Below are 23,967 nucleotides of genomic sequence, written 5' to 3' on the forward strand. Positions count from 1 at the left end.
TCCGTAAGACCAGAACACCAGATGGAATTCATCCGGTCAACCGAATGACTCGTTCTTTTGCCGCACGTACGGCTCAGCCGACCCGCTTGTGGCCCCAGAAGTGTGCGGCGCTCCAGCGCCCGGGGACCCAGGTCTCCTCGTCGATCTCCAGGCCGCCGTAGCCGTACTCCATCTCCCAGCCCGACGGCGTCTTGACGTAGTAGGAGACCATCTCGTCGTTGGTGTGCTTGCCCAGCGTCGAGCCGAGTGCGGCGGCCCCGTCGAGGACCTTGTCGTACGCACGTCCGACCGTGTCCATGTCGTCGACCTGCACCATCAGGTGGCCCAGGCGAGGAGCGACGCCGGGCCGGTTGGCGAAGGCGATGGAGTGGTGGCGCGGGTTGCAGTGCAGGAAGGTTCCCGGGTCGGGACCGATGTCGATGAAGTCGCTCAGCCCGAGCTCGAAGATGTCCAGGTAGAGCTCGCGGAAGGGGGCCGAGGAACTGACCGCGAACATCACGTGGCCGATGCCCATGTTCTTGGTGACGAAGCGGGCGCCGGTCGGCGAGATGAACGGCGTCTGGTCGCGCCGGGCGCCGTAGTAGACCTCGACGCCGTTGCCATCGGGGTCCTCGAAGGCGAGATAGTCGGTGACCTCTCGGGAGGCGGCCTCCTCGGTCGTGGCGCGGTGCGGGGTGTAGCCGTGATCGCGCAACTTCTTTTCGATTGCCTCGATGTCGCCCGGACCCCGGACCTCCCAGCCCACCGCGTCGATGTGCTCGACCTCGCCCCGGTGAAGGTCGATGCGCCAACTTCGTTCGTCGAGCCGGAGCTTCAGCCGGTCCTCGGTGTGCTCGACGATCTGCATGCCGTGCACATCGCTGGCGAAGACCTTCCAGGCGTCGATGTCGCGTACGGTCGCGACCAGGTATCCGAACTCGCGGATGCGTCTCATCTCTCCTCCTGTTGCATGCAGGTCCCAGGCCGTTGTGCATGCCTTCTCGGAGTGTGGTGCCGGTCACGCGCATCGCTCATTCCTGCGGTGCCACTGCGTGAAACCGCATACAGCGACCCAAACCACATGCCGGGACACCATGTGCCGATGCTCGCCAACCCTCAGACCACGCAGCCGCCGCCGTGGGACGAGACCCGGAAACACGCCGACCTCGAACGCGCGGCCAACATGCTCATCAACGCCGACCTGACCGGACGTCCGGCCCGAGGCGTCACCGCCCTGCTGGAGCCGTACGCCGAACAAGGCGCGGAGACAGTCGCGTCACTCAACTTCCGGCGAGCCACGGACGAGGGCTGCCGTGTGGCCGGGCGGGCGGTGTCCTTGCCGGAGTCTCCGGACGGGGCGGTCGCTGTCGGTGGCTACTACCTCAGCAGCTCGGTGCACGGCTCGGGAGCGGTGATCCCGAGCAACCAACTCGTCCAACCGCTGGTCACGGGTGCCTTCGCCATCCGGATCGGCACCCCGCTGCACCACCTCGACGTCACCGTGCCTGAGATCCATGCCGCCGCCGCAGGGATGTACGCAGCGCTGGCGGTCAACAGTCGGCGGACCGTCATCGACGAGCCCTCGACGACGCTGGAGCGCATCGCGGACAACGCGCACGCGGGGCATGTCGTCGTCTCCGACACCTGGCTCGCTCCCACGGGCGTAGACCTCGCCTTGATCGGGCTCGATCTGGCGACGGACACCGCCGCGGGACGTTTGTGGCTGCATGCGGGGACGTGGACGCAGCTCGCCCATGCGCTGCGTCGTTCGATCGCGCTGTTCGGCCCGGTCCAACCCGGTGAGGTCGTGGTCCTGCCATGCGGGGGGCGTGCTCTCGAGCTCGCACCGGACGTCACCGCGACGCTGACTGCCGGGCCTTTCGGAACCGTGCGGGTCAGCCACGGCCAGGGCAGCTATGAAGAGGGGTTCGAGCCCCTGACACCCGCGAGCTGACTTGCGTCACGATACTGAACTTGAATTCGTGATGTCGGTCAGTCGTTCATGGTCAGGCCGGTGCCGGCGAGACAGCCGTCGACCACGTCGGGCCGGTACTGGATCTGCTTGAGCCTGCGCTTGACGGCCCGGGTGACCTGGGAGAGACCGGCGGCCGCGAGGTTGCCGATCTCGCGCTTGACCAGCGACCAGATGCCCTCCTGCGGGTTGAGGTCCGGCGCGTAGGTGGGCAGCTGGAACACGGTCAGCCAGTCGGCGTTCTTCTCGATGAACTCCCGCATGCTGCGGGTGAGGTGGAGGCGGACGTTGTCCCAGACCAGCACGATCGGGCCGCCGAGCTGCTGGTGCGCGCACTGGATGAGGTCGCGGCAGTCCTTCCAGGAGAAGCTTGTGCGCCCGTCGGGTCGGGCGTCCGGGCAGGGCCGGTAGATCAGCCGGGAAGGCTCGTCGGGCTTGTAGCAGACCAGGGTGGCGACCGATCAGCGGCGGCGGGAGCGGCCTCGGACGCGGACCACGGGGGGTGTGGCCGCGGCGGGACCAGGTGCGGGTGGTCGGCGACGGCACGGAGAAGCCGGCCTCGTCCTCGACGACGAGCCAGGCGTCGAGCGCCGCCCCGGTCCTTCCCCGCTCGGCCAGGTCTCCTTCACCCAGCCGGCCACCGCCGCCTCGTTGCGCTCGATCGCGCGGCGGGCGGGGATCTGGCAGCTCCGGCCGTGCCGCTTGAGCAGGGCGGCCACACCCTGGACGGTGTAGCTCTGGTGGAACCGGCGCCCGATCAGCGTCTTGATCCGCGACAGGGTCCAGGGTTGGTCCGGCCGGCCGTGGGCCACCGGCCCTTTGAGCAGTGGCAGCGAGGCCGGGCCCTTCGCGGCCAGGGCTCTCGGTCCGCCCTGTGAGCAGGCCTTGCGCCGGCGCTGCACCGACCGGACGCTGAGCCGCAGGTCGTGCGCGATGACCGCGTTCTCGTCGCCGTGCCGGAACCGCTCGGCCGCCTCCATTCGTACCTTCTGGCGGAAGGCCCGGCGTTCGTCGGTCAGGCCACCGCCCTGGGGATACCTCATGCACTCGGGATACCGCAGGGAGCATGGGCCGTCAGTCCTACCGACACCACGCTTTGAAGGTCAGTAACCGGGGAGTTCCTGCTGTGTTCCGCGCCGCCTCGTGATGAGGCATCTCCGATGTGGGGTACTCGGAGGGCCTGTCGGGTTCGGCTGTGAGTCCCTGGGGCCCTCCGCTTCGAGCCGGGATGGACGGGCTCGGCGTGACCCTTGTGGGGGGAGCGCTTGCTACCTGATGGAGTGTCAGGAAAGTCAGCGATGAGTCAGTGCGAACCCTGCTGGAGGCTCCGAACCTGGTAAAGCATGCAGGTGGTTGAATCGCTCAAAGATCGACGGCTGGCCGGGTAGGGCAAATGGCGCTCATATGAAATTGTGCAGGTTTTCCTCGCGTTGCCTTGCCCCTGGCGTGCGGCCCTGCCAGCCCCGTCGGGTCTGCCGTCCGAAGAGGATGCCGCCGGGTTCGGGTGGTGGGGGAGTGCCCGGTTTGAGGGGCCAGGCGATCAGCATGCCCACGACGAAGCCGACCACGTGGGCCACCGTTCCGGCGCCGGTGACGCCCGCGCCGGAGGAGTACGCCGCCTGGAGGGCGAACCACAGGCCCAGGACGATCCAGGCCGGCAGGCGTAGGGGCAGGAAGATCAGGAAGGGGGCGAGGACCCAGACGCGGGCCTTCGGGTAGAGCACCAGGTAGGCGCCGAGGATGCCGGCGATGGCGCCCGAGGCGCCGATCAGGGGAGTGGTGGCGTCGGGGTTCGTGAGTGCGAATCCGTATGCGGCCGCGTACCCGCAGACCAGGTAGAACAGTAGGTACCGCAGATGGCCCATGCGGTCCTCGATTGTGTTGCCGAAGATCTGAAGGGTGGACATTAACGCAGGTCAAATGCATGCTGGGTGACCCCTGGTCAGCAAGTAGTCAGCATGTGGCGAGTCGGAGGTCTCCGCCTTGCTGGCCGCGGGACGTGACAGCAGAGTCAGCCTTCGCTGGTTCGTCCGCCCCTTCGGAAGGTCTCGCTCCTTGGCTCGTCAGCTCGCTCGCGGCATGGGTTCCTTCTTCAAAACCTGCTCCTGTGCCAAGCCCAGCCGCTGCCCGCACCTATACACCATCCGCTTTCGTGATGCCCGTGGCAAACAATCGGAGGAAAGTGGGTACCGAAACCAAGACGCGGCGATCGACAGGCTGACGGAAATCTACGTCGATCGTAAGAAATCGTCTCCGGCGGTAGCCGAGGCACGACGAGAGCTGGGGCAGCAAACGATAGAGGAGTACGCCAAGACCTGGTTGCCGCGCCAGCGCAAGATCACGGAGTATTCGACGGGGCGCAACTTGGCGAGCCACTTCAAGGTTCAGATAAATCCGATCATTGGTTCGCGGAAGCTGAACTCTGTAACACCCACGGTGGTGGAGGACTTCCTCGACCACCTAGAGGCGCAGGGTGTGGGCCGGGGCCACCAGTTGAATGTCTACAGGGCTTTGGCGTCTCTACTGCGCGATGCGTTTGAGAAGGGAGTCATGGCTGACAACCCTCTGCGTGGAGTGCAAAAGCCAGAGTATGCCCCACAGCGTGTGGCCATTCCGGAGGCTGAGTACATCACTAAGGCGATCCAGAAGGCGGACCACCAGCTGGCGTTGGAGATAGTCCTGATGGTCGGCTGCGGGCTCAGGAACGGCGAGGCGCGCGCGGTCAACGTGAACAACATAGTTGCGGATGACGTGTACCGGGTGACCGAGCAGGTGCACTCCAGCACGCACCAGTTGGCGAAGCTGAAGCACCGCAAGGAAGGCGAGTTCCGAGAGGTGCCCCTGCCGCGCACGGTCAAGGATGCCATCGAACGGTTCGCGGACGAGCATGGGGCGACGGAAGACGGGTACCTCTTGAGGGGGCCCAAGGGCCCCTTCAGTGAACCGAACGAGCGATACCGGGTCGCGAAGCTGTTCAAGGCCCTCCCGCCGACGGAAGGCGTCGGCATGTACAGCTTCCGGCACTTCTTCGCGTCCAACGCGTTGAGCCACGGCATACCCATTACCGACGTGGCCGATTGGATGGGGCATAAGTCGATTGAGGTCACCTACCGCACGTACAGGCACCTCATGCCTGGGAGCATCACGAAAGCGGCGGTCCTCTTGGACGAGGAATTGAGGGCCGTAGTTTGAGGGACAGATAGCCCGTCTACCACCGCCGCGCCTGGCTGTACGGACTCGCCCCGCGGGTGCGGGGACGACCGCTTGCGCGCAGCGCTGCTCTGTCGGGGTCGGGGCACTTACCCTCGCGGGTGCAGGTACGACGGGCGGAAACATCGTGTCGACCTACCTGCCCCAGGGACTACCCCCACGTCGGTGGGGAGGACGCGCGCAAGGCGGAGGCCCGCTGCAAGAAGACCGGAACACCCCACGTCGGTGGGGAGGACGACGAGCGGCCCGTCGTCGAGGACCACACCAGCGGAACACCCCCACGTCGGTGAGGAGGACTACTCCCAGGAGTTCCGGCCGATCCCCCACCAGGGAACACCCCCACGTCGGTGGGGAGGACCCGGACGGTCGTCGGTGTCGAGCTGCGCCAGGCGGAACACCCCCACGTCGGTGGGGAGGACGCCTCCTTGCGGCGCGGCTCGAACGGCAGCAGCGGAACACCCCCACGTCGGTGGGGAGGACCTCCGCCGCATCGCCGAAGCCGGGCCCCGCCGCGGAACACCCCCCCGTCGGTGGGGAGGACACCGTGGCGCGCGCCGCGTACCCCTTGCGCGGCGGAACACCCCCACGTCGGTGGGGAGGACCCGTAGGCCTTGCCCAGGCGGGTGAGTGAGTCCGGAACACCCCCACGTCGGTGGGGAGGACAGGTGCGCGAAGCCCTGGCCGGATGCGTGAAGCGGAACACCCCCACGTCGGTGGGGAGGACCTGCTGGCGCACCGGATGAGCGACGACGCGTTCGGAACACCCCCACGTCGGTGGGGAGGACCACACATGCCGCCCCACCGAACCGACCACGCTCGGAACACCCCCACGCCGGTGGGGAGGACTCCTGCAGCACCGCCCCGAGGTGATCGCGCTCCGGAACACCCCCACGTCGGTGGGGAGGACCCGGGAAGCGTCAGGTAGGCGTTGTCGTCGATCGGAACACCCCCACGTCGGTGGGGAGGACGGCACCGGGTTATCCACAGGACGCGCGACCCACTGGAACACCCCCACGTCGGTGGGGAGGACTGAGCTCACTCCTCGATCGGCTGAGGATCCAGCGGAACACCCCCACGTCGGTGGGGAGGACGCCCGGGTCGCCTGCACCACCGGCTACAACGCCGGAACACCCCCACGTCGGTGGGGAGGACTGGACGACGTCGCTGTGAGCCCGGGTGGCGGACGGAACACCCCCACGTCGGTGGGGAGGACACGCCGACACCCCCGACAACGACCTCATGGTCCGGAACACCCCCACGTCGGTGGGGAGGACGTGCTCTGGTCCGCTCTGGACCGGGCCATCGACGGAACACCCCCACGTCGGTGGGGAGGACGCGGCCAGCCGGGCGCGTCCCCAGCGGCGCAGCGGAACACCCCCACGTCGGTGGGGAGGACAGAGCGCCGGTCACGGTGCCGCCCGTGATTGTCGGAACACCCCCACGTCGGTGGGGAGGACGCGATACCGGAAATACGGGTGCTCCACCCACGCGGAACACCCCCACGTCGGTGGGGAGGACGGGCTACGAATACGCCGCCACCTCCGAGGATGCGGAACACCCCCACGTCGGTGGGGAGGACCGATGCTCGGACCTGAAGTGGGCGCGCGACGGCGGAACACCCCCACGTCGGTGGGGAGGACTTGCCGCGGAAGCCGAACCGGGTGTCGATCTGCGGAACACCCCCACGTCGGTGGGGAGGACAGCACCTCGTACCAGTGACTCCGCCACCACCACGGAACACCCCCACGTCGGTGGGGAGGACTCCGGGTTCACCACGGCGTACGGGATGCGCCGCGGAACACCCCCACGTCGGTGGGGAGGACCTGCCCGGCCTCCTCATCGTCTCGATGATCGCCGGAACACCCCCACGTCGGTGGGGAGGACGTGACGACGCACTCGGTGGACCGGAGGATCGCCGGAACACCCCCACGTCGGTGGGGAGGACTGCGTCTGCGCCGCGGCAACGAAAACCCCGGGCGGAACACCCCCACGTCGGTGGGGAGGACGAAGTTGTCGAACGCGATGTCACGCCCTTCGGCGGAACACCCCCACGTCGGTGGGGAGGACCTCGTTACGCCAGGTGGGCATCACGCGACCGCCGGAACACCCCCACGTCGGTGGGGAGGACCTCGTTACGCCAGGTGGGCATCACGCGACCGCCGGAACACCCCCACGTCGGTGGGGAGGACGACGTCCCGCCCGTCTTGTACTCGGCTGTCACCGGAACACCCCCACGTCGGTGGGGAGGACCATTCCGACGCGCCACAGGTCGGCGTTCGGGTCGGAACACCCCCACGTCGGTGGGGAGGACGACTTCCACGACTACATGGCGAGGCCCTGGACCGGAACACCCCCACGTCGGTGGGGAGGACGATCTCATCCATGAGGGAAACGACGGCACTGGCGGAACACCCCCACGTCGGTGGGGAGGACCTGGAAGAACGGCCGTGCGTCGCCAATCCACTCGGAACACCCCCACGTCGGTGGGGAGGACTACTGCCGGACGGTGTTCCCGCCGTCGCTCGCCGGAACACCCCCACGTCGGTGGGGAGGACGCCAGGGACGCCCTGCGCGAGAAGTACGACGCCGGAACACCCCCACGTCGGTGGGGAGGACGTCGAACCGTGTCGTCATGACTTCCTCGTTCCTGGAACACCCCCACGTCGGTGGGGAGGACGAGGATGTCGTCGCTGCGCATGGTCAGGTCTCCGGAACACCCCCACGTCGGTGGGGAGGACTTGGTCGCCAAGCTGGGTGTTGGACCACAGGACGGAACACCCCCACGTCGGTGGGGAGGACTCCATCGAGGAGAACGCGAAGCTCCCGGCCCGCGGAACACCCCCACGTCGGTGGGGAGGACGTACTTCGCGTAAATGCGCATGGTAGGTGGTCCGGAACACCCCCACGTCGGTGGGGAGGACGCCCTCGCGGTCCCGGACGGCCCGCACTCGGCCGGAACACCCCCACGTCGGTGGGGAGGACGCCCAGCGGGTGATCCGGAAGACGCGCGGCTGCGGAACACCCCCACGTCGGTGGGGAGGACAGCGAACACCTGGAACTGCAGGCCGCTGCCGACGGAACACCCCCACGTCGGTGGGGAGGACGAGGCCGTCTACCTCGACATCGCCCTCGCCCACGGAACACCCCCACGTCGGTGGGGAGGACTCCGGCCGCAGGCACAACGCCCGGCACGTTGCCGGAACACCCCCACGTCGGTGGGGAGGACCTGGTGCGGTCGGCCGGGGCGTACACCCCGAACGGAACACCCCCACGTCGGTGGGGAGGACGGGTGCGGCGGAAGAGGCTCATCGGGGAATGCCGGAACACCCCCAGGTCGGTGGGGAGGACTCGAGCTGGTTGATGTCGGCACGAACCTTGGCCGGAACACCCCCACGTCGGTGGGGAGGACGTCGTGGTGGTGTACAGGGATTCCCAGTACGCCGGAACACCCCCACGTCGGTGGGGAGGACCCTTCCTGACCTGCGGCTCAAGAAGGGCTTTGCCCTTCCTTTGCATTGAGGGCGACTCTGCGTCGCGACGGGTGAAGCTGCACGTCTTCACCATATCGGGGCCGGACGACTGCAGCGCTGTCGGTGGGGAGTGGTTGAATGCCGGCTCCAGTAGTGGGGCGTGGTCCGCTGGCTGGGGTGAGGAGGCGAGGATGCCGGGGAAGTGGGAAGCGCCGGATGAGTCGGTGTGGGGGAAGTCGAGAGGTTTGGATCCGGGGCTGCCGCCGTATCCGCTGATCCGGCACCTCCTGGACGCTGCCGCGATGGCGCTGCACCTCTGGGATGCCTACCTGTCCGAGAACCAGCGTCTGCGGATCGCCGACGGGATGGGACTGGCGGGCGAGCTGGAACGTGCGAGGGCGGTCGTCGGGCTGTGTGCCGGTCTGCATGACATCGGCAAGCTCTCAGGGTTTCAGTTCTGCTCCTGGCACGGCAGCCAGTACCTCAGCGCGGAGCTGGGCGGCGACCGCATGAAGATGAGCGCGGAGCGGTTCGGGCATGACGTGGCCGGCCTGCAGGGTGCGAAGGAAGTGCTGGCGGATCTGGGCTTTGCCGCTGACGGAGAACTGAGGGTCGCAGAGCGGCTGGCCGAGGTCATCGGCGGTCATCACGGACGCTTTCACCGCGTCGAGGACGGCATCGCTCCGGCGTTTCTCGGCGGGGCCGCCTGGGCGCGGCAGAGGACTGCGCACGCAGCCACGGTGCATGAGTCGCTGGGAGCGCCGCAGGCGCCGGGGGTGTTCAAGGCGTCGGCCGCGGTGCTGGTGACGGGGGTGGTCATTCTTGCGGACTGGCTGGTCAGTCAGGAGGACTATCTTCGGGAACGCCAGCGGGGGCTCGAGCCGGTGCTGGCGGATCATTTCAAGCGTTCACAGGAGGACGCTCCCCGTCTGCTGGCCGAGGCCGGGTTGGCCCGGGTGTGGTTGCAGCGCAAGGGGTTCGCGGAGGCGTACGGCATTCAGGGCGAGCCGAATCCATTGCAGCGGTCCGTGATGGACGAGTTGCGGGAGGCGATGGGCGAGGGGCGTCGTGGGGGCATCTTCCTCGTCACCGCGGCTCCGGGTGACGGTAAGAGCGAGACGGCTCTGGAGGCCGAGCGGGTTCTGTCCGAGGTCTTCGGCACACAGGGGTACGCGTTTTTGCTGCCGACGATGGCTACCAGCGATCAGATGCACGGGCGGGTCGCGAAAGCGTTGCTGCGTCAGTCCGGCGAGGATGCCGGGCTGACGCTGGTCCACAGTATGGCCTGGCTGAACAGTGCTTACGCCGACGAGGACCTGGACGCGCAGAGCGTACTGACCTGTGACGGTGACGAGGCCGGGGTGGGGAGTCGGCGGGCGGAGGCGGACATGCGGCCGCAGCGGTGGCTGCGCGGGCCCAAGCGGCCGCTGCTCGCGCAGTTCGCGGTTGGCACGATCGACCAGGCCCTGATGGCGGTACTGCCGGTGCGGCACAACGCGCTGCGGTTGCTGGGCCTGTCGGGGAAGACGTTCATCGTCGACGAGGCCCACGCCTATGACCCGTACATGCAGGTGTTGCTGGGCCGGTTGCTGAACTGGCTCGGGGCGTACGGCGTGCCGGTTGTCCTGTTGTCGGCGACGTTGCCGGCGTCGGTCAGCGACCGGCTGATCAAGGAGTACCTGCAGGGCGCCGGCCACAAGACGCGGGCCCTGAGCAGACGGACGTTCCCGGCGCCCTACCCCGGGTGGCTGTATGTGGACGGGGAGAGCGGCCGGGCGACCCAGATTTCTCCTGCTCGCCAGTATGAGCAGGCGCGTGCGCGGGGCATGGAGCTCGGTGTCGTGGTGGAGCCGGTCGTCCACGGTTCCGGTGGTGCCCGGGACCGGCTGGCGGTGATCGAACGGCTCCTGAAGCCGGTGGGCGAGGGGGCGGACGGCACCGCCCTGGTGGTGTGCAACACCGTAGGAGACGCGCAGGACACCTACCTGAGACTCCGTGAACGGTTCGGCAAACGCCCCCACGAGCAGGGCGGAAGCGTACAACTGCTGCACGCCCGTTTCCCCGGGGACGTACGCGAGGCCCGTACGCGGGAGGTCACCGAAGGGCTGGGCCGGGAAGGCCCGCGTCCGCTGCGCCGGATCGTCGTCGCCACCCAGGTCGTCGAGCAGTCACTTGACCTCGACGCCGACATCGTCATCAGCGACCTTGCTCCGCTGTCCCTGCTGCTGCAGCGGGCCGGACGGTGCTGGCGGCACGAGAACCACTGGGCCCGGCACGGCTACCCCGACGGCCGCGGCCGCCCGGCCTGGGCGAGCGGGCCGCGTCTTATCGTGCTCGACCCGATCGTGGGCGGCGGGAAGACCCCACAGCAGTGGGGCGAGGTGTATTCCGAGCACCTCCTCACCACCACCTCCCACACTCTGGCCGGAATCGGGGGCGGGACCATCTCCATCCCGGGCGACGTGCAAGGCCTGGTCGAAGCCGTCCACGGGAACAACGAGGACTTCGACTGGAACAGTCCGGGTAGCAGCGAGGCGAAAGCCTGGACGGCTCACAAGGGCAAGGAGATGGCGGAACGCAGCATGGCCGGCCTTCTCGCCGTCACGCGCGCGTTGAGCGTTCGCGCGCTGCACGACCTGCACGATCTGCCCGGTGGAGAGGACGAGTGGGAGGTGTCCACCAGGCTCGGCGCCGACTCGGTGCGACTGCTGTGCGCCTATGTCCAGGAGGACGGCCGGGTCACCCTGGACCCTGAGGGTGAGCGACTGCTTCCCCAGGCCGCGTCGGACGGCAAGATGCCGGTCTCGTCCGTGCGGGAGGTGATGCGCCGCACCATTCCGGTCCGTGCCGACTGGCTCAAGGAAGCGGATCCCGACACTGTCGCCCCGCCGAAGTCGTGGACGGAGCACCCGATGCTCGGAGAACTGCGTGTTCTTCGCCAGCCCGTGCAGGGCGGGAGTGTGCAAGCGGTGAAGGTCGGCGGCAAGACACTGCGGCTGGATGAGGACCTCGGGCTTGTCCGTAAGTGACCGAGTCCAGTTGGGCACCCTGTTTTCGGCAGGATGAATGGGAGCCACTCCGGCACTGAGGTCGAGAGCCACGTTGCCCCATCCGTGGTGGGAATGGACACGACGCAAGTCCGTGATCGGCAATGAGATTGAGAGCCACCTCGATCGGGTGATTTCTGGCTGTGGCGGTGATGGCTCGACGCGCGAATGCCGGATGTGCGGCAGCCCCGTTGCTCCGCTGCACCGCTATGCCTCCAACGCTGCCCTGTGACAGAACTACGCACCGCTGGCGCCGCGGTCCGCGCCATACGCTGCCATCAACTACGCGTGGGTTCCTTGGTAGCTGGTGTCAGAGAGGTAACCTCGCCCATCTCTCCCCCCGCGGTAGCGGTTGAGGCCACGGCGGTGGCTGAGGCAAAGGTGGCGGCCAGGGTGGCGGCCAGGGTGGCGGCCACACGGCGATCACTACTGGTATCCGTTCGGTGAGATCCATCGTGCACCTGCCAAGAGCTTCACGGGCTGTGGGGTGGAGGGGATGAAGGTCCATCTCGGTGAAGTCAGCCGGGTCGTGCAGATGACGGGCGACTGGCGGTCCGAGACCAGGCGGGGTGGGACGAACTCGGCGGTGCTCCGCACCGACGGGCTGACCGGTGCGGGCTAAACAGGGCCTGCGGCGCCGCCTTCGGCCTCCTGGATCCGCTGGCCCTCCGCGTCGACCGCCAGCAGGGGCACCGCGTCGGGGATTTCGGGGGTGGTGCCGGTAGCGGCGAGGATCGTCGCAGCCGGCATGCGGTTGCCGGTCCGCGCGGCCATCGCCATGGCCGCCGCCGCGGCTGGCGCGGTGGCCCACGGCGGAACCACGAGAAGCATGAAGTGGTCGTTGAGCCCGCGGGTCACGCTCATCGTGTCATCGCTGGCGGTGAACCAGCCGATGTGAACGACGCGGCCGTCGATCGTGAGGCTGCGTGGGATGTCGTCCCAGGCGTCCTGGTCCAGCCCGACGCGCAGGATCGCGCCGAGGTGCGCGCTCAGTGCGGTGATGAGGCCGGGCAGCTCGGCGCGGACATCGCGGGAATGCGGCCACCACGCGCCATCGAACATTCCCGCGCGGGCCAGCGTAGGGTCCAGGGTCAGCCGGACTGCCGAGGGCGCCGTCGGCTGCGGGAAGAGGCTGGGGGAGCGCCCCCATACGAATGCAGTGCTGTGGTTCGGCAACATGGCGTGCCGCCCGTCTCGGTTCTCGACGGAACCGGTTTGGTCTAGGGCGACGCCGACTCGGCTGCCAACGGTGAAACGTCCTGGTGACTGCAATTGTACTCTGTGCAACCGGTGGCGGGGCGGGGGCCCGCGCTCAGGTGGTTCGCTCCCGCAGAGCCCGCCCGACGATCTCTCCCCCCCCCGCTGGCTCCGGGTGTGAGTAGTTGAGGTACAGGAAGCAGCGCCGAGATTGATCATGGTCGTGCGCTGGAGATGCATCACGTACGCGCCGCCCAGCCGCACCACGCAACCGGCCGGTCAGCCGCGCGCCGGCCGGTATCTGGGCGATCTGCTCGGTGAACGACCGCCGGGGACACCGCGGCTCACGGCAGAACCAGCGGCGCTTGTGCCACAAGAACTCCAGGCCGCTGTCCCCGTAGGGAAGATCGCGGGGCCGGGTCACCGCCGAGCCCTTCACCCGGGAGGCGAATGCCCCGCAAGCCGGACAAGCCCGCGCTGACTCGTCCGCCGTGACCGATGGAACCGGCGTCTGCCGCCCTCGGGCCGCTCGACACGTGCGACGGACACCCCGTCGAGGTCGAGCAGCAACGCCGTATCGTTGACCAAGCCCGTGGCTCCTGCGTGATCGTTCTGCGTCGAGAACAGAAATGATCAGGTATGACCACGGATGCTCTGCATTCGGATGCCGACAACCACCACGACTGTCACCATCGTGACGACAGGTCAGCACCGCCAGCCGAGTGCACCGCTCAAGTTCGAAGGCCCGTCAAAACGCCCTGATATCCGTCACCCTGAAACCGCCCGGCGGGCTGTATCCGGGAGTACCCTGAAATTACCGAGGACATTTCGCATAGGAGTTTCTAAGCTCCTGTCGTTCTCGGCGATTCACAACACCGGGCCGGTGTACACCGGCCCGGGGACAGGTCCGCGTCATGACCGCGACCATTGTGTATACGTCGGCGGTCGAGGAGCGGACCTTTTCGCTGCCTCTGCGTCTCACGCTCGCCTCAACGGACACCCCTGGTGCTCTTCTGGACGGTGCCTGGTGGCCCCGCTCCCGCGACCTGGCGGCGGAACTTCCTGCGTTGACAGCGGTGCTGGATCCCCTTTGGGGGCGCATCACCCATGTCACGGTGAACCCGACCCTTTGGCCGGTCATCCCACGGAAGGTGCCCGTTGACGGGCACGTGGTGAGCGTCGGCTGGTTCAAGGCCGAGCAAGACCCCCACAAGCTGTTGCTGCTCTCCTACACCGTCAGCCGCTGGGACCTGCTGGTGATTCCGCCGCAGACGGATCCGGCCATCGCCGCCTGGCTGATGACCGCGGCTACCGGCCCGCTGCGCAGCCACACAGCGAGTGACCTGCTGGAGAGGGCCGAACTCCAACGGATGGTGACAGAAGCCGACCAAGCCCGAGAAGCGGTCTGGGACTCCGAGGGCGGCCATGGCGCCCGTGTGACCGCGCCAGCACGCTCAGCGTGATCCTCAAAACGGCCCCGGTGAAACCGCCGGGGCCGTCCTTTCAGGCGCAACACGTGAGAGTGCGCAACCCACAATCCACGGTACACCTGCAGGTAGTTTCCGACGTGATTCCGCAGGCTGACGCGAAGCATGAGCACATTCTGCTCGGACCTCAAGCACCGACGACCGAGCTCAGCAGCCGGCAGCGCCCGGCCGCCGGCAGAGTGCTTGCTATTCCGCACTACCGCGCCACTGCCCCTGGACACGGAACCAGAGTCCGGGAGCGTAGATCGATTCGACGACAGCGGCTTCGCCTTTGGTCACCCTGAGGATCCGCAATGCGCCGCTCGGAAGCAGGTCGTACTCGTACGTGGCGGGCGAATCACCTTCGGTGATGTCGTCGTAGGAGATATCTGCAGCCGCCAGCTCCGCGTATTCCTTGGGGGGCCGGTTCTCCACCAGCTTGATGAACACGCTCATACCTTGACGATAGATCCCTCGCGGTTTTCTCGCGTGACATGCCAGATCTCCCCGCCAACGGCCGCACCACCAGTCGGGCGGTATCGGCTCATTCCAGGGTGGCAAGGTGGTCGGCGGCGCCCCCGCGCCACTCGATCAGGAAGAGGGTCGCGTCGTCGCTGGTCGTGCCGCCCCGTTCCTCCATCAGGGCGTGGGAGAGGGAGCGCACCACCGCCCGCACTCCCTTCTCGGCGTGCTCGATGCGGTTGACCCAGGCGATGAGTTGTTCCACGCCGAACTGCTTCCCGCCGGCTTCGTGCTCCTCGATCAGGCCGTCGGTGAAGCACAGCACCCGGTCGCCGACCTGGAGCGTCTGCTCGCTGAGCTGGGGCTGTTCACCGCCGAAGCCGACCGGCAGGGTGGTCGCACTCTCCAGTTGCCGGACGACCTGGTGGTTGCGGATCAGCAGCGGTGCCGGGTGGCCCGCGTTGACCCGTTGCAGGTGGCCTGTCGCAACGTTCAGGCGCATCATCTGCGCGGTGACGAAGTGGTCGGGCCCGAATTGCCCGGCGATGGCCCGGTCCATGAACGCGTAGATCTCGGACAGGCCGACGTCGGCGCGTCTGGCGTGGCGGTAGGCGCCGATGGCGACGGTTGCCATGGTGGCGGCGTCCAGACCGTGGCCCATCGCGTCGATCGTGGCCACGTGCAGGATGTCGTCGTTGAGGGCGTAGTCGAAGCTGTCGCCGGCGACGCTGTAGGCGGGCTCGAGGATTCCGGCCACCGCGACCTGCGGGGTGGACATGGCCACTGGCGGCAGCAGGGACCACTGGATCTCCGCGGCCACGCTCATCGGCTCGCGCCGTCGGGTCTGGAAGAACTGGTCGGTGTAGCTGTGTTTGGTGACCAGCATGTCGGCGACCAGACCGGCGAGTCTGCGCAGCAGTCGCCGGTCGTCGTCATCGACGGTGTTCAGGGTGAGCGCCATCACTCCCACCTGGTCGCTGCCGTCCAGCAACGGCAGGTACATCCGGACGCCGTCGGCCTGCGGTACCTCCACAGGGGTCGCATACAGGAAAGCCGTGCCGGCGTGGGAGTCACCGATCGGCTCGGGCTCCCCGACGAACAGCCGCCTACCCGCCAGCGGCACCAGCACCCGCTGGCCGTAGTCCTGCAGCAGGATCGAGACGTCGCGGCCACCGACCCTGGCCACCTCTTCCGCGATCAGCGGGGCAATCAGCTGCGGCGGCATCTCGTGCGCCCGGTCCAGCAGCACCCCCAGCAGCCGCTCACCGAACCCTTCCGACCGGTCCACCATGGCCTTGTCAGGCCGCCGCCCACCGTCCGCCACAGCCGCTCCCTTTCACCACAGCAGAACCGGTTTCGCCCGCTGGGCGATCCTCTCCAAGGGGCCGCTCACCAGGCGGCTGGCCTCGGCCTTGGGGCTTGGGACAGACCCGGCTCACCTTGCAGATCCGCTCGAAGACCCACTCACGCGATCTGTACGCACGGGTTCCTGACCGACCGTGATCAACCCGCACAGAGTGACGCGGCTGACTAGCCTAAAGGGCTCATTACGCCAAAAGCGGCATGTCGTACCCGGTCGGGACAGGTGGCTCTCAACTTCGATGCCCAAACAGTGGCTCCCGATCTCACTGTCCGAGTGGCTCCCATTCACCCTGTCGAAAACAGGCACCCCCACGTCGGCGGGGAAGGCGTAGGGCTGAGGCAACCTCCCTGCCCCTCGACTGAAACACCCCCGCTTCGGCAGGGAGGTGGCCCTCAGAGAGTGCCGAGGGGCCACCTCCCTGGAGATTACCGGGAGAGGCGGCGGTATGCCTCAGTGGCCCCCAGCAGTAAGACGCTGCACGATCCGACCGTCGCCGGGTCCGGACGCATGCCGATCACGATCACGATGACGGCGACCACAAGCACCCAAGGCGCTGCGGCAGTCCGCGGGACGGGAAGAGCCGGCTGCATAGTTCTCCTCATGGTTGGGCCGACTAATTCCCTTGCCCAGTCGGCGTGTTGACGATGGTTGTAGCCGACTGAGGGCAACGCGGGCAAGTCGATCTTCCCCTCCCTCGCCCTCCGTACCTCCTGCACCCTCCCTGGTCTTCGACCTTCTCAAAAACGCTGCGTGCACTGTCCGGGAGTGCTGTACTGGTGCTGCGTTCGACGGAAAACGGCTCCGCTGTCGGTGGTGGCTGCTTGAATGCCGATACGACGCCGGAGCAGGGCTGCTGGGGGCTTTGCCGTGCCGGTGCGTCATGGACCAGGGTTGTTGGAGGGGATGGCCGTGAGTGGGGGATTCGACCTGCGGGTCGAGCCGTGGGTTCCGGTGCGTCTGCTGACCGGGGGGTCGGCGTGCGTGGGCTTGTGCGAGTTGTTCAAGCGGGCGCACGAGATCGAGGACCTGGAGATGCCGGTGCCGCCGGCAGCGGCGGGCTTGATGCGGATTCTGGCGCCGATCGCGGCGAGGATCGCTGCCGATGGTGGTGACCGGCTCGACGATCCGGACGTTGCGGAGGACATCGACGACTGGTTCGATCTGCGGGAGCGTGTGCTGAAGGCGGGCCGGTTCGATCCGCAGGCGGTGGACGCGTACTTCGGCCGGGCAGCTCTGGCGGGCCGGTTCGACCTGTTCCATCCCAAGCGGCCGTTCCTCCAGGATCCGCGGCTGCGCGCGGAGTGCGTGGACGCGAAGGGGACGCCGAACCCGTCCGGGGTGAACAAGCTCGTGATGGGCCGCCCCACGGGCGTCAACGGGGCGGTATTGTTCGGGCATTTCACCGACACCGCGCCCGTGCCGGTACCGGCCGCCGAGGCCGCCTGGCATCTGATCGCGCAGTTGTACTACGGGCCGTCCGGGCAGTGCACGCCCCGCCGGATCACCGGTGAGCGGGCGGGCAGCGGTGACGCGGCCCCGCTACGCAAGTCCGTCTCCTACTTTCCCTGGGGGCCCGACCTGTTCAGCACGCTGGTGCTGGCCGTGCCGAGCCCTCAGGCCGAGGTCGACTGGGAGGCGCAGGACGCTTGCCCGTGGGAGGAGGACCTCAACGCCCCTCTGGAGTCTTTGCCGCCGGTCACGTGGCCGGGCCGGATGCTGACCGGCCGGTTCCGTCATGCCGCGTTGCTCGTGCCGTCCGAGGACGGCCGGACGGTGACCGACGCCTACATCACCTGGTCGACGCACGAGCCGCCGCAGAAGGTGCGTGATCCGTACCAGATCCTCGACCGGCGCAAGGACGGGGACTTCCAGCCGCGGGAGGCCGACGGGGCGAGGGCCCTGTGGCGGGATCTCGACTCGCTGCTGCTGAAGGACAGTCGGCAGGACGCCCGGCGCCCTCCGGCTCTCGAGCACCTGCCCAGGCCGCTGCTGCCACGGTTGAGGGTGCGCGCCTACGGTTTCGACCAGGACGGTCAGCAGAAGGACAGCGTCTGGTTCCGGGCGACGAGTCCGCAGGTCCTGCAGTGGCAGGAGGAGAACGACGCGGAGATGGCCTATCACGTCAAGCGCTGCCACGCTGCTGCGGAGAAGGCAGGTGACCGGCTGGACTTCGCCGCGAGGATCGCCTGGAAGATCGCCACCGACGCGGGTGTAGACCTGTCGCCCAAGGCCAAGATCAAGCTGGATGCCCGCAAGCCCGGTCCGTGGGCTTCTGCCGCGCTGACTCGTTACTGGCCGGCCGCCGAAAAGAAATTCTGGCAGCTTACCGAGCCCGGCCGCATCACAGACCGGGTCGACAAGCCGTTCGTCGACGCGGCCCTCGCCGCTCTCGACGAGGCCATCGGCCAGGCCAACCGTGCGGACATCCGGGTGGCGCGCGCCCGTCACCGCGCCCGCGGTCTCCTTCTCACACTGCTGCAGCCGTCCGCATCCGACTGAACCCACCCGGCTGCGCCCACGCCGACGCTGTCGGCGCTTCGTCACCTCACCCTTCCCCGCATCAGGGATGTCTCATGACCGATTCCGTGCCGGCGGTGTCTGTTCCGCCGACCTCCTCGACCGTCCGTATCTCGGACCGGTTCGTCGCCTACGTGCACCAGGTGTGCGAGTCCACGCAGGCCCGTGCCGCCCTGCGGCGCGGGCTCGGGCTGCCGGTGGAGCGGTGCAACTACATGCACCGTTACCTGGTGCCGTGGATGCGCGACCACGACGACCAGCACCATGCCGATGTTCGGCGGGCGTACTACGCGGTGGCCTCGCTGATCGCCGCACGTCCCCGCTCGGCCCGCGACGCCACGCCCGACGAGAGCGCGTCCGTCTCCTGGTACGAGCGTTCCAACCTGGGCGCCTCGCTTGGCCAGGCCGTCTCTCAGGGCGTCCTGAAGGAGAACTCTGCCGAAAGCGCTCTTCACCTGATGGCCCGCCAGAGCAGTGATGCCGTCCACCCGGGCCTGCCCGCCCTCGTCCGCCAGCTCCTGGTCGGCGGCATCGCGGTCGACTGGGCGGTCCTCCTGGAGGACCTTGCCCGGTGGAACCGCAGCCGCGACCGTATCGCCACCCGCTGGCTCGAGAGCTACTTCCGCACCGCCAGCAGCGGCACGACCGAGCCCGCCCCCTTTGATTCTGCCGAGGAGAACGACCGATGACTCTCTACCTGGACCTGAGCGCCCTGCAGTCGGTGCCCGCCGCCAACCTCAACCGTGACGACCTCGGCTCCCCCAAGCAGGTGCGCTACGGCAACGCTCCCCGCATCCGGGTCTCCAGCCAGTCCTGGAAGCGGGTCATCCGGCTCGGCGTCGAGCAGGATCTCGGGGAGAAGGCCGCCCGCACCCGCCTGGTGCCGGCGAAGGTGCAGCGCGCCCTCGAGAGCGCCGGCTGGCCGACCGAGCTGGCCGCGTTCGCCGGAGCGCAGGTCGCCGCGAGCGCCGGGAAGAAGGGCATCGGCACGGAATCGGCCGGCCACACCTCGGTGCTGCTGTTCCTGCCGGAGGCGGCCATCGACGAACTGGCCGCCGTGTGCGCCGAGCACCGTCAGGCCCTGGAGGCGGCCCAGGACAAGAAGAAGCCCGGCCAGGTACTGCCGCCCCAGACGATCGAGGCGATCCTCAAGCGGCGCACCGCCTCCATCAGCCTGCTGGGTCGCATGCTCGCCGAGCTCCCGGACGCCAACGTGGACGGGGCGGCCCAGGTCGCCCACGCGTTCACCACGCACGCCGCCGAGCCGCAGCGTGACTACTTCACCGCCGTCGACGACTGGCTGGGCGAGGCCGAGACCGGCAGTGGTCACCTCGACACCGCCGAGTTCAGCGCCGGCGTCTTCTACCGGTACGCGACCGTCAACGTCGCCGACCTGCTGAAGAACCTGGAAGGCGACGTCAAGGCCGTCCGGACCGTACTCAGCTCCTTCGCCGAGCACTTTCTGCTCTCCCTCCCGCAGGCCAAGAAGAACAGCACCGCCCCGCACACCGTCCCGGACCTGGCCTACCTCGCCGTGCGTGAACACCGACCGCTCTCTCTGGCCGCGGCCTTCGAGACACCCGTCACCGGCGACCAGCAGGGCGGCTTCTCCCAGCCCTCCCGGCAGGCCCTCGACGCCTACGCCGGCAACATCAACCGCCTCACCGGCAACCGCAACCGCCGCTTCCACGGCCACACCGTCATCAACCCCAAGGAGAAGCACGCTGGGCTCGGCACCGCCCACGACTCCTTCGACCAGCTGATCGATGCCGCCGTCGATGCTGCTGTGCCCGCTGTGCAGGATCAGCAGTGAGCGGGCTCCTGCTGCGTTTGGCTGGCCCCCTGCAGTCCTGGGGTGAACGCTCCGCGTTCACCCCGGTGCGGGACACCGCGCCCTTCCCGACCCGCTCCGCACTGATCGGAATGTTTGCTGCGGCCGAGGGAATCGGCCGCGATGAGGCGGGCCTGGACCGCTACCAGGACCTGCGGTTCACCGTGCGCGTGGACCGGCCGGGCGTCCGGCTCGTCGACTACCACACCGTCGGTGGCGGATTCCCCAAGGACCGCACCGCCGCCACCAGCGGAGGCAGCAACAAGGGTGCCGCCGTCATCACCCGACGCCACTACCTGTCCGACGCGGTGTTCGTCGTCGCCGTCACCGCAGCCGACGAGACCGTCGAGCGCCTTGCGGATGCCCTGAGCCGCCCGCACTGGGCGCCCTATCTGGGCCGTCGTTCCTGCGTCCCCGACGAGCCGTTCCTCCTGCGCCGCCACGTCGACGACCCCGAGGAAGAACTCCGCACCCGGGTGCCGCTCAGCCGCACCGCACCGCGGGCGAAGGACGGCGACGGTCAGGAAGCCGGGACGGTCGCCGTGGAATTCCTCCTGGAACAGCCACCGTCCACCAGTACTTCCGGACAGCCTGTACCGGTCGACGTCATCGACGTGAACGACGTGCCGGTGAGCTTCGCCCAGCACGGCCGCAGCCACACCGGCCGCCGCCTCCACCGCACCCGGGTACTGGTGCCCCGCTCCCTCGCAGGCCCCTCAGAGACTCTGATGCAGCGCCTGATCGACTACGCCCACCTCGAGGAAAGCGCATGAACGACCATCCGGTGATCGCACGCATCCGCCTCAACCCGCACAGCCGCGACGTGCAGCGGGACCTGCGCGACGCCACCCAGATGCACCGCACCGTCATGCGGATGGTCCCCGACGGCCTCGGCGACGCCCCCCGTCACCAGGCCGGGCTGCTGTACCGCCTGGACGAGACCGACACCTCCAGCACCCTCCTCGTCCAGGCCGCCAGGCTCGACCCGGCACACCTGCCCACCGGATACGGCCAGGCCGATGTCAAGAGCCTCGCCCCGATGTTCACCGCACTGCGCAAGGGACTCGGCGTCCGCTACCGCATCGTCCTCAACCCCGCCAAACGGGAGCGGCTCTCCCTGGAGGAGAAGGGGACGCGAGGACGGATCGTGCCGCTCTCCGGCGCCGACGCCGACCAGTGGTGGCTCCGCCGGGCCGCCGAAGCTGGCCTCGACCTTCACGTCCTGACCCCCATCAGCATGGAGCCGGCCCGCCCCCGTGGCCGAGACGCCCCCCGCATGCGGCACAGCCTGCTCCGTTACGACGGCACCGCCGCCGTCACCGACCCCGACGCTCTCCGAGACGCCGTCATCCACGGCATCGGACGTGGCAAACCGTACGGCGCGGGACTGCTCAGCCTCGCACCCGTGAGAACCACGTGAGCGCGCCACGACGGGGCGGCGACGCGCGCAGACGCCTCGCCGCCCCCACCCTGGCTATGCTCCCCCGCGTCGCGGACTCCCTGTCCTTCCTCTACCTGGACATGGTCCGCGTGGTGCAGGACGACACCGGAGTGTGCGCGCAGATCCAGATCGACGAACACCGCACCGACCTCGTCTACATCCCCACCGCCGCCCTGTCCTGCCTGCTCCTCGGCCCGGGCGTATCCATCACCACCCCGGCCCTGACTACCCTCGCCCGGCACGGCACCAGCGTCGTCTGCGTCGGAGCGGGCGGCGTCCGTGCCTACGCGGGCATCCTCCCGGACTCCCTCACCACCCACTGGCTCGAACAACAGGTCGCGACGTGGGCCGACCCGACGCGGCGCCTTGAGGTTGCCGTTCGCATGTACCGGATGCGCTTCAAGGACGCCGACGTACCGGAATCCGTCACCCTGGACCAGCTCCGCGGTATGGAAGGCCAGCGTATGAAGGCGTTCTACAAGATCCTCGCGCAGCAGCACGGCATCGGACGCTTCCGCCGCAACTACCGGCCCGACCAATGGGACACCCAGGACCCCGTCAACCTCGCCCTGTCCGCCGCCAACACCTGCCTGTACGGCGTCGTCCACGCCGCCCTGCTCGCTCTCGGACTCTCCCCGGCCCTCGGCTACGTCCACGCCGGCACCCAGCACGCCTTCATCTACGACATCGCCGACCTTTACAAAGCCGACATCACACTCCCCCTCGCCTTCGCCCTCCACAGCTCCGACAACCCCGAACAGGAAGCCCGCCGCCGCTTCCGCGAAGACCTCCGACTCCTGCGTCTCCTGCCCCGCATCGTCCAGGACGTCCAGTCCCTGCTGACCCCGCCCCACACCCACACGACCACAGCCGACGATGACATTGACGAGGAACGCTCCGAACGGCGTGACGTGCGGATGGTCCACCTCTGGGACCCCAAAGCCGGAGTCCTCCCAGCAGGCGTCAACTACGCCGAAGGAGGCGGCTGATGCCCTCCATGGTCGTCATCGCCACCACCGCGGTCCCCGACCACCTGCGCGGCGCCCTCAGCCGATGGACCAGCGAAGTAGTGCCCGGCATCTTCGTCGGCAGCGTCTCGGCCCGCGTCCGTGATGAACTCTGGAACGCCGTCACCGAAGTCGTGGGCAACGGCGCCGCCGTTCTTGTCCACCCCGCCGCCACGGAACAGGGCTACGCCATCCGCACCGCAGGAACCCGCCGCCGGGTCCCTGTCGACTTCGACGGCCTTACTCTGATCCGCATGACCGCCGCACCAAAGGTAAAGGAAATGCAATCCCCCTCTTAAGGTGCAGGTCAGGAAGGGTCCTCCCCGCCGACGTGGGGGTGTTCCGATCTGGGACGCCACGATCGCGGCCAACCCGGGGTCCTCCCCGCCGACGTGGGGGTGTTCCGGTGTGATGGTGGCCGGGTGAGCGGGGCGGTTGGTCCTCCCCGCCGACGTGGGGGTGTTCCAGGCGGGCGCCCGGGTGGGCGGTCACCGCGACGGGTCCTCCCCGCCGACGTGGGGGTGTTCCGTACCAGGACTACGTTGCCCGGGCCCGCGGCCTGTCCTCCCCGCCGACGTGGGGGTGTTCCGTCCTCGTGCGCCCGCTTCCGCTCGTCGCCCTCGTCCTCCCCGCCGACGTGGGGGTGTTCCGGAAGAGTGCACCGAGCTGCGTGAGGAACAGACGTCCTCCCCGCCGACGTGGGGGTGTTCCGTGTTATCTGGTCTGGGCGACGTGGGAGAAGGCGTCCTCCCCGCCGACGTGGGGGTGTTCCGCCGCTGAAGAACGGCTTCAGCACGGTGTCCCAGTCCTCCCCGCCGACGTGGGGGTGTTCCGGCACCGTCCAGAACCTCGAAGACGCCAACCGTGTCCTCCCCGCCGACGTGGGGGTGTTCCGCGGTACCAGCGGACCGGCCGGGTGTTTCCGTCGTCCTCCCCGCCGACGTGGGGGTGTTCCGCCGGCCCCGCCGGCGCCGACCGTGGCGAGCCTGTCCTCCCCGCCGACGT

The 23,967-nt window shown here is 68.4% G+C and carries 17 protein-coding genes, 2 pseudogenes and 2 CRISPR repeat arrays; of the genes and pseudogenes, 12 read left to right on the top strand and 7 right to left on the bottom strand.

Annotated elements, in window-relative coordinates:
* Positions 1-73: 73 nt before the first annotated feature.
* Positions 74-934: a VOC family protein gene (locus tag AOK11_RS05745; protein ID WP_055592538.1), complete on the bottom strand. Its 861-nt coding sequence runs from the start codon at positions 932-934 to the stop codon at positions 74-76.
* Between the two features lie 147 nt (positions 935-1,081).
* On the opposite strand from AOK11_RS05745, the gene AOK11_RS05750 reads away from it, so the two are divergent.
* Complete coding sequence (locus tag AOK11_RS05750; protein ID WP_055592539.1) at positions 1,082-1,933, top strand: hypothetical protein; 852 nt, start codon at positions 1,082-1,084, stop codon at positions 1,931-1,933.
* Positions 1,934-1,971: 38 nt separating this feature from the next.
* On the opposite strand, the pseudogene AOK11_RS46645 reads toward AOK11_RS05750, so the two are convergent.
* Both AOK11_RS46645 and AOK11_RS05765 read right to left on the bottom strand, forming a co-directional pair.
* Positions 1,972-2,994, bottom strand: a pseudogene (locus AOK11_RS46645) (IS630 family transposase).
* Positions 2,995-3,351: 357 nt separating this feature from the next.
* Positions 3,352-3,858: pseudogene (locus AOK11_RS05765) on the bottom strand (rhomboid family intramembrane serine protease); the annotation flags it as partial.
* Positions 3,859-4,030: 172 nt separating this feature from the next.
* On the opposite strand from AOK11_RS05765, the gene AOK11_RS05770 reads away from it, so the two are divergent.
* From AOK11_RS05770 to AOK11_RS46130, 3 genes are all read left to right on the top strand, one after another.
* Complete coding sequence (locus AOK11_RS05770; RefSeq protein WP_055592540.1) at positions 4,031-5,143, top strand: tyrosine-type recombinase/integrase; 1,113 nt, start codon at positions 4,031-4,033, stop codon at positions 5,141-5,143.
* Positions 5,144-5,308: 165 nt separating this feature from the next.
* A CRISPR array of direct repeats spans positions 5,309-8,631; the repeat unit is 29 nt; unit sequence CGGAACACCCCCACGTCGGTGGGGAGGAC.
* A 191-nt stretch (positions 8,632-8,822) separates the two neighbouring features.
* On the top strand, positions 8,823-11,660 hold the full coding sequence (gene cas3, locus AOK11_RS05775) for a CRISPR-associated helicase Cas3' (protein WP_055592541.1): 2,838 nt from the start codon (positions 8,823-8,825) through the stop codon (positions 11,658-11,660).
* Between the two features lie 514 nt (positions 11,661-12,174).
* Positions 12,175-12,300, top strand: a complete 126-nt coding sequence (locus tag AOK11_RS46130; protein WP_276204801.1) for a hypothetical protein — start codon at positions 12,175-12,177, stop codon at positions 12,298-12,300.
* Here the strand turns inward: AOK11_RS46130 and AOK11_RS05780 are convergent.
* Both AOK11_RS05780 and AOK11_RS46650 read right to left on the bottom strand, forming a co-directional pair.
* Positions 12,297-12,857 (bottom strand): DUF5994 family protein, encoded by a 561-nt coding sequence (locus AOK11_RS05780; RefSeq protein WP_276204802.1) that lies wholly within the window; start codon positions 12,855-12,857, stop codon positions 12,297-12,299. The two genes, AOK11_RS46130 and AOK11_RS05780, sit on opposite strands and share 4 nt — an antisense overlap.
* Positions 12,858-12,990: 133 nt before the next feature.
* Positions 12,991-13,587 (bottom strand): transposase family protein, encoded by a 597-nt coding sequence (locus tag AOK11_RS46650; RefSeq protein WP_420902966.1) that lies wholly within the window; start codon positions 13,585-13,587, stop codon positions 12,991-12,993.
* Positions 13,588-13,789: 202 nt separating this feature from the next.
* On the opposite strand from AOK11_RS46650, the gene AOK11_RS05785 reads away from it, so the two are divergent.
* Entirely contained in the window at positions 13,790-14,338 is a 549-nt protein-coding gene (locus AOK11_RS05785; protein WP_055592542.1) for a DUF5994 family protein, read from the top strand.
* A gap of 210 nt (positions 14,339-14,548) precedes the next feature.
* On the opposite strand, the gene AOK11_RS05790 is transcribed toward AOK11_RS05785, so the two are convergent.
* Both AOK11_RS05790 and AOK11_RS05795 read right to left on the bottom strand, forming a co-directional pair.
* The gene (locus tag AOK11_RS05790; RefSeq protein WP_055592543.1) at positions 14,549-14,797 is read right to left on the bottom strand and encodes a hypothetical protein; all 249 of its coding nucleotides are present in this window, start codon (positions 14,795-14,797) and stop codon (positions 14,549-14,551) included.
* Between the two features lie 88 nt (positions 14,798-14,885).
* Entirely contained in the window at positions 14,886-16,094 is a 1,209-nt protein-coding gene (locus tag AOK11_RS05795) for a PP2C family protein-serine/threonine phosphatase (RefSeq protein WP_206188785.1), read from the bottom strand.
* A 975-nt stretch (positions 16,095-17,069) separates the two neighbouring features.
* Between AOK11_RS05795 and casA the strand changes: the two genes are divergently transcribed.
* The 7 genes from casA to cas2e all read left to right on the top strand — a co-directional run bounded on the left by casA (position 17,070) and on the right by cas2e (position 23,261).
* Complete coding sequence (casA, locus tag AOK11_RS05800) at positions 17,070-18,665, top strand: type I-E CRISPR-associated protein Cse1/CasA (RefSeq protein WP_055592545.1); 1,596 nt, start codon at positions 17,070-17,072, stop codon at positions 18,663-18,665.
* A 74-nt stretch (positions 18,666-18,739) separates the two neighbouring features.
* Positions 18,740-19,372, top strand: coding sequence for a type I-E CRISPR-associated protein Cse2/CasB (gene casB, locus AOK11_RS05805; protein ID WP_240497234.1), 633 nt, complete (start codon positions 18,740-18,742; stop codon positions 19,370-19,372).
* On the top strand, positions 19,369-20,496 hold the full coding sequence (gene cas7e / locus AOK11_RS05810; RefSeq protein ID WP_055592546.1) for a type I-E CRISPR-associated protein Cas7/Cse4/CasC: 1,128 nt from the start codon (positions 19,369-19,371) through the stop codon (positions 20,494-20,496). The genes casB and cas7e overlap by 4 nt, the downstream gene beginning before the upstream one ends.
* Complete coding sequence (gene cas5e / locus AOK11_RS05815; RefSeq protein ID WP_055592547.1) at positions 20,493-21,287, top strand: type I-E CRISPR-associated protein Cas5/CasD; 795 nt, start codon at positions 20,493-20,495, stop codon at positions 21,285-21,287. Before cas7e ends, cas5e begins: the two co-directional genes overlap by 4 nt.
* Positions 21,284-21,934 (top strand): type I-E CRISPR-associated protein Cas6/Cse3/CasE, encoded by a 651-nt coding sequence (gene cas6e, locus AOK11_RS05820; protein WP_055592548.1) that lies wholly within the window; start codon positions 21,284-21,286, stop codon positions 21,932-21,934. The genes cas5e and cas6e overlap by 4 nt, the downstream gene beginning before the upstream one ends.
* A 56-nt stretch (positions 21,935-21,990) precedes the next feature.
* Positions 21,991-22,944, top strand: a complete 954-nt coding sequence (gene cas1e / locus AOK11_RS05825) for a type I-E CRISPR-associated endonuclease Cas1e (RefSeq protein WP_055592549.1) — start codon at positions 21,991-21,993, stop codon at positions 22,942-22,944.
* On the top strand, positions 22,944-23,261 hold the full coding sequence (gene cas2e, locus AOK11_RS05830) for a type I-E CRISPR-associated endoribonuclease Cas2e (protein WP_055592550.1): 318 nt from the start codon (positions 22,944-22,946) through the stop codon (positions 23,259-23,261). The genes cas1e and cas2e overlap by 1 nt, the downstream gene beginning before the upstream one ends.
* A gap of 17 nt (positions 23,262-23,278) precedes the next feature.
* A CRISPR array of direct repeats spans positions 23,279-23,918; the repeat unit is 29 nt; unit sequence GTCCTCCCCGCCGACGTGGGGGTGTTCCG.
* The last annotated feature ends 49 nt before the right edge of the window (positions 23,919-23,967 follow it).

Source organism: Streptomyces hirsutus (genome assembly GCF_001418415.1).
Classification (GTDB): domain Bacteria; phylum Actinomycetota; class Actinomycetes; order Streptomycetales; family Streptomycetaceae; genus Streptomyces; species Streptomyces hirsutus.